Raw genomic sequence first — 5,626 nt, 5'->3', positions numbered from 1 at the left:
CGTGGTCGAGGACCTCGCGGACGGTCGCCGGGGCCGCCAGCGGGGGGGCGACCGCCGCCGGGTCGGCCGTCTGCCAGGTGTGAGTGCCGTGGCCGACGCGCACCGGCTCCGGCCACCCGGGGACGCGCACGCTGGCCGTGGCGCCGACCGGGACGACGACCCGCAGCCGGAGCTGGCCCTCGGACCGTTGCCAGGCGACCTCGGCGTCGCCGTAGGGCGTGCGATGACGCGCCGAGGCCGAGGTCAGGCTCCGGGCTGGCGCCGGCCGGACCAGCAGCTCGCGGTAGCCGGGGGCCGCCGGCGCCAGCCCGGCGGTCGCGCGGTGCAGCCAGTCGGCCACCGCACCCAGGGCATAGTGGTTGAATGAGGTCATCTGCCCCGGGTTGATGCTGCCGTCGGGCAGCATGGCGTCCCAACGCTCCCAGACGGTGGTGGCTCCCATCGTGACCGCGTAGAGCCAGGAGGGGCAGCCCGTCTGGAGCATCAGCCGGTAGGCCACGTCGAGGTGCCCGGAGCCGGTCAGTGCGTCCATGATCAGCGGGGTGCCGACGAAGCCGGTGCTGATCCGGAAGCCGGACGACCGCACCAGGTCGGCCAGGCGGTCCCCGGCGTGGTGGCGCTGGTCGTCGGTGGGCAGCAGGGCCCACGCGAGCGCCAGGGCGTACACCGTCGGCGCGTCGCTGAGCACCCGCCCGCCGGGGGTCACGAACTCGCGGGCGAAGGCTTCCCGCACCTCGCCGGCCAGGCGGGCGTACTTCTCGGCCACGTCGGCGTCGCCGACCACGGCCGCGGCCAGGCCGACCACCTCCGCGGAGCGGGCCAGGTAGGCCGTGGCCACCACGTCCGGGTCGGCCTGGGCCTCGAACGGGGCGTCATGGGGAGCGGTCGGGTCCAGCCAGTCACCGAGCTGGAAGCCCCCGGTCCAGAGGCGGTCGGCGCCGGCCAGGTCGGCGATGTAGTCGACCCAGGCGCGCATGCTCGGCAGCTGCCGCTCCAGCAGCCCGACGTCGCCGGTGCGCTCGTAGAGGACCCATGGCACCAGTGTGGTGGCGTCGCCCCAGGCCGCCGCCGCGGGCAGCGGCGACCCGATGACATCGGGGACGACCAGGGGCACCGACCCGTCCGGCCGCTGCTCGGCGGCGACATCGGCCAGCCAGGAGCTCAGGAAGCCCGCGCTGTCGAACAGGAAGCTGGCCGTGGGGGCGAAGACCTGGATGTCACCGGTCCAACCCAACCGCTCGTCGCGCTGGGGACAGTCGGTGGGCACGTCGACGAAGTTGCCCCGCATCCCCCAGACGACGTTCTCGTGGAACCGGTCGAGCTGCGGGTTCGAGGAGGCGAACCAGCCCGTCCGCCGGAGGTCGGAGCCCACGACCACCGCCGCGACGTCCTCGACGCGCACCTCGGGCAGGCCGCTGATCTCGGCGTACCGGAAGCCGTGGAAGGTGAGGCTCGGCTCGAGTACCTCCAGCGGCCCACCCGCCAGCAGGTAGGAGTCGGTGGCCTTGGCGGTGCGGAGCGGCCGCACCCCCAGCTCCCCGTGCTCCAGCACCTCGGCGTGGCGGACCACGACCTCCTGGCCCGAGGCCTGGTCGCGGACCCGGAGCCGCACCCAGCCGACCAGGTTCTGCCCGAAGTCGACCAAGGTGGCGCCGGACGGCGAGGAGAAGACGGCGGTCGCGGGAAGCGTCTGGGTGACCCGTACCGGCGGGCCGTCGGGCGCGACCAGGCGGGCCAGGTCGGCATCGACAACCTTGACGGCGCCGGTGCGGTCGCCGCTCCGGGGACGCAGGTCGGTCCGCTGGCCGTCGTAGAGATCGTCGGCCAGGACGCCGCTCTCGCCGGCTGTCCAGGAGGCGTCGGTGCCCAGGCGGATGACCCGCCCATCGGAAGTCGTCACCTCAAGTTGAGCGAGCAGGGCCAGCCGGTCGCCGTAGTGGGCGTGACGGCCGTCCCAGCCCAGCCGGCCCCGGTACCAGCCGTTGCCGAGCAGCACCTCCAGGATGTTGCCGCCCTCACGGACCAGCTCGGTGACGTCGTAGGTCTGGTACCGCAGCCGGCGACCGTAGCTGGTCCATCCCGGCGCCAGGACCTGGTCGCCGACGCGACACCCGTTCAGGGTGGCCTCATACAGGCCGTGGGCGGTGGCGTACAGCCGCGCCGTGACCACCCCACCAGGCAGGTCGAAAGTCGACCGCAGCACCGGCGCCGGTGCGCCCAGCCTGCCCAGTTCGCACGGACTGATGAACCGGGCCGTCCAGTCCCCGGTCCTGAGCAGCCCGGCCTCCACCGTCGCCGGGTCGCTCCAGGCCGACCACCTGCCGGCCCCGCACACCCGCACCCGGACCCGCGCCGACTCCCGCGACGTCAGCGGGTCGGCGGGCCAGGGCACCAGCACCTGCTCCCCGCTCGCGACCCGGACGACCTCGGACGCCCCGCCGCCGCGCACGAGCTCGACCTCATAGGCATCCTGGACGAAGCCGGCATCGGCCGCCGGGATGATCCAGGACAGTCGTGGGGTCGCGGTCCCGATCCCGAGCACGGCTCCACCGTCGGTCCGATGCTCGAACCGCAGGTCCGTCGGAGCGGCAACGTGGCCCATGGCCTCTCCCGCATGCAGCGTCCGCTGTAGGCCGGATGATGGGCCGACACCGGGCCTGCTGATAGCACCGTACGGTCCGCTGATAGCACAAAATGATCTGGCGGGGGCGGCGCGATACCCTTGGGGCATGAGTGAGATCCCGGTGACGATCTCCCCTGGGGGCCGCGCGTACTTCACCGAGGGCGTGCTCGCCTATGCGGGCCCGTGGATCCACGAGGAACCACAGGAGGACCACACCCACAGCTTCGTCGAGATCGCCGTCGTGACCGGCGGGGAGGCCGTCCAGCGCTCGCTGGCCGGCCGCCAGCCGCTCCGGGCGGGCGACGTCGTGTTCCTGCGCCCCGGAGTCTGGCACGGCTACGACACCGGGCACCTGGAGCTGTACAACTGCTGCTTCAGCGCCGAGCTGCTCCACCGGGAGCTGGCCTGGACCCGAGAGGACCCGCTCCTCGGCTACCTGCTCTGGACCGGGCCGCTGTCCATGGGACGACGCGGCATGCTGGTCACGACCCTGGGCGCTCCGGCGCTCCAGGACTGCCTGGTCCATCTCGACGCGCTCGACCGGCTCCGCCTCCGGCCACTCGGCCTGTACCGCAGCGACATCATCAGCCACCTGACGCTGGTCCTGGGCCATCTCGCCCGCGCCGTGGCCGCCGACCGGGACCGGCTCATCGAGCCCACCGGACCGACCCATCCGGCCGTAGTCCAGGCCATGCAGCTGCTGGACTCGCAGCTCACCCACCCGTGGACGCTCGGCGAGCTGGCCGCTCGGCTGCACCTCTCCCCCGGCTACCTGCTGCGTCTGTTCAAGTCGTCCACCGGGATGCCCCCCATGGCGTACCTGGCCAGGCGACGGGTGGAGACGGCGGCCGGGCTACTGCTGCACACCGACCAGTCGGTGACCCAGATCGGCCGGTCGGTCGGCTGGCCGGACCAGAACTACTTCGCCCGCCGCTTCAAGGCCCACTTCGGCCTCAGCGCCACCACCTACCGCAGCCGGTTCGCCGACAGGACCCGGCGGCTGCAGACCTGGCTGGAACGAGGGTCGAAGTAGTCGGCCATAGGCTGATTTTGTCCTACCAGGGGTTCATACTGTGCTAATGACGGCTCGAGGAGGTGGCAGCCATGACAGCATCCGGGCGCGCCTTCCCTGACGGGTTCGTGGGAACTGGCGGCCCAGCATCCCGGCGATGACGTCGAACTGGTTGTGTAGACATGGGTCGCATCAGGTTGGGCGAGGATGTCCGGATGGCCGCGGCGACCTTCTCGGCCGAGCCGTCAGATCGGGATGTTGATGAACGGTGAGCTGTAGTCGGTGGCGTGGCCCAGCACCTGTTCGGCCTCGGCCAGGCCGATCTCGCCGAGGCGCCGCTCGGCCTCGATAACCAGGGGCAGCAGCCGGACGTCACCCGGGGTGGCGATGCCGGTCACCTCCGGATGCGACAGCACCCAGGCCACGGCGGCGCCGACCCGCTCCTGGTCGTCGAACGGCTCGTACCAGGTGGTGTAGCTGTGCCCGTCCGGCCCCTCGGGCCAGTTCCGCCGCGATGCCACTTTGATGATCATCAGGCCGGCGTCCTGGGCCTGGATTTCGGCGACTAGGGCCTGGTAGTCGGCTAGGTAGGCCGGATTCTGGCCGAGCACGTAGTTGAGCGGGGTGAGGACGGTGTCGAAGGGGAAGCGCCGCAGCGCCTCCAGGTGGGTCGCCGGGGCCTGGTGCCCGTGGCCGGTGATCCCGACCGCACCAGCCAGCCCCTCGTCCCTGGCCCGGACCACCGCCTCCAGCGACCCTCCGGGCCGGGTGACCAGGTCGAGCTCCTCCAGGTCGCCGACGGCATGGACCTGAATCAGGTCGACATGATCGGTCTGTATCCGCTCCAGACTCTGGTTGATCTGGGCCCAGGCGCCCTCCCGGTCGCGCAGGCCGGTCTTGGTGGCCAGGAAGATCCGGCCGCGGATGTCGGGCATCCACGGGCCCAGCCGAAGCTCGGCATCGCCGTAGCTGGCCGCGACGTCGAAATGGTTGATCCCGGCGTCCAGGGCCAGCTGGACCGAGGCGTCGGCGGTGGCCTGGTCGACCTCGGCCAAGGCAGCTGCGCCGTAGATCAGGACCGAGCTCTGGTGGCCCAAGCGACCCAGTCTGCGCTGCTCCACGGCACCCACTCCTTGGTCGGTCGGCGACCCGGTCACGACTCCGGCAAGGTCTGCACCGGTCCGGCCGGTGCGACGAAAGGCTACCCATGTCGACGTCGCCGTTCCCAGGCCGGGCAACCGCCTGTGTCTGAGCCGTCACTCGAGGAGATGCCTGCGAAGATGGTGGGCAACTCCTCCGAGCGAGGTGAACCGTGGCACTGGAGCTGACGAACTGGGCGGGCAATCTCGCCTACAGCGCCGCTTCCGTCCACTACCCCGCTTCTGTGGTTGAGGTGCAGAAACTGGTCGCCCGACTGCCGCGGGTCAAGGCCCTCGGCACCCGTCACTCGTTCAACACCATCGCCGATTCCCCGGGCGGTGCGCTCATCTCATTGTCGGAGTTGGCGCCGGACGTCACCATCGATGCCGAGGCGATGACGGTGTCGGTGACCGGTGGAACCCGCTACGGGGTCCTCGCGGCCGCACTGCAGTCGCAGGGCTACGCGCTGCACAACACGGGCTCCCTGCCGCATATCTCGGTGGCCGGCGCCACCGCGACCGGGACCCACGGCTCCGGCGACCGCCACGGCATCCTGTCTACGGCGGTGTCAGCCGTTGAACTTGTGAAGTCCGACGGCTCGCTGGTCACGGTGGACCGGTCGAATCCCGATCTGAAGGCGCTGGCGGTTGGTCTCGGGGCGTTCGGCGTTGTCACCCGAGTGGTGCTCGACATTCAGCCCACCTATCTGGTTCGCCAGGACGTGTACCGCGATGCGCCCTGGGACACCGTGCTGGAGGCGTTCGATGAGGTGATGGCCAGCGCCTACAGCGTGAGCCTCATCGGGGACTTCGGCAGCCCGGTGATCCGGGAGCTCTGGCAAAAGACGCGGG

The 5,626-nt window shown here is 71.3% G+C and carries 4 protein-coding genes; 2 read left to right on the top strand and 2 right to left on the bottom strand.

The genetic code is table 11. From position 1 onward, the window contains the following. Positions 1-2,602: family 78 glycoside hydrolase catalytic domain (locus VF468_08495; protein ID HEX5878345.1), on the bottom strand; the 2,602-nt coding region annotated here is incomplete at its 3' end. A 127-nt stretch (positions 2,603-2,729) separates the two neighbouring features. Between VF468_08495 and VF468_08490 the strand changes: the two genes are divergently transcribed. Then, on the top strand, positions 2,730-3,656 hold the full coding sequence (locus VF468_08490; GenBank protein ID HEX5878344.1) for an AraC family transcriptional regulator: 927 nt from the start codon (positions 2,730-2,732) through the stop codon (positions 3,654-3,656). Positions 3,657-3,880: 224 nt separating this feature from the next. On the opposite strand, the gene VF468_08485 is transcribed toward VF468_08490, so the two are convergent. Continuing rightward, complete coding sequence (locus VF468_08485) at positions 3,881-4,756, bottom strand: aldo/keto reductase (GenBank protein ID HEX5878343.1); 876 nt, start codon at positions 4,754-4,756, stop codon at positions 3,881-3,883. A 191-nt stretch (positions 4,757-4,947) separates the two neighbouring features. Between VF468_08485 and VF468_08480 the strand changes: the two genes are divergently transcribed. After that, a partial coding sequence (locus VF468_08480) for an FAD-binding protein (GenBank protein HEX5878342.1) occupies positions 4,948-5,626 on the top strand: 679 nt, incomplete at its 3' end.

Source organism: Actinomycetota bacterium (assembly GCA_036280995.1).
Classification (GTDB): Bacteria; Actinomycetota; CALGFH01; order CALGFH01; family CALGFH01; genus CALGFH01.
The sequence above is the reverse complement of the archived record's forward strand: the minus strand, read 5'-3'. Positions and strand labels throughout refer to the sequence as shown.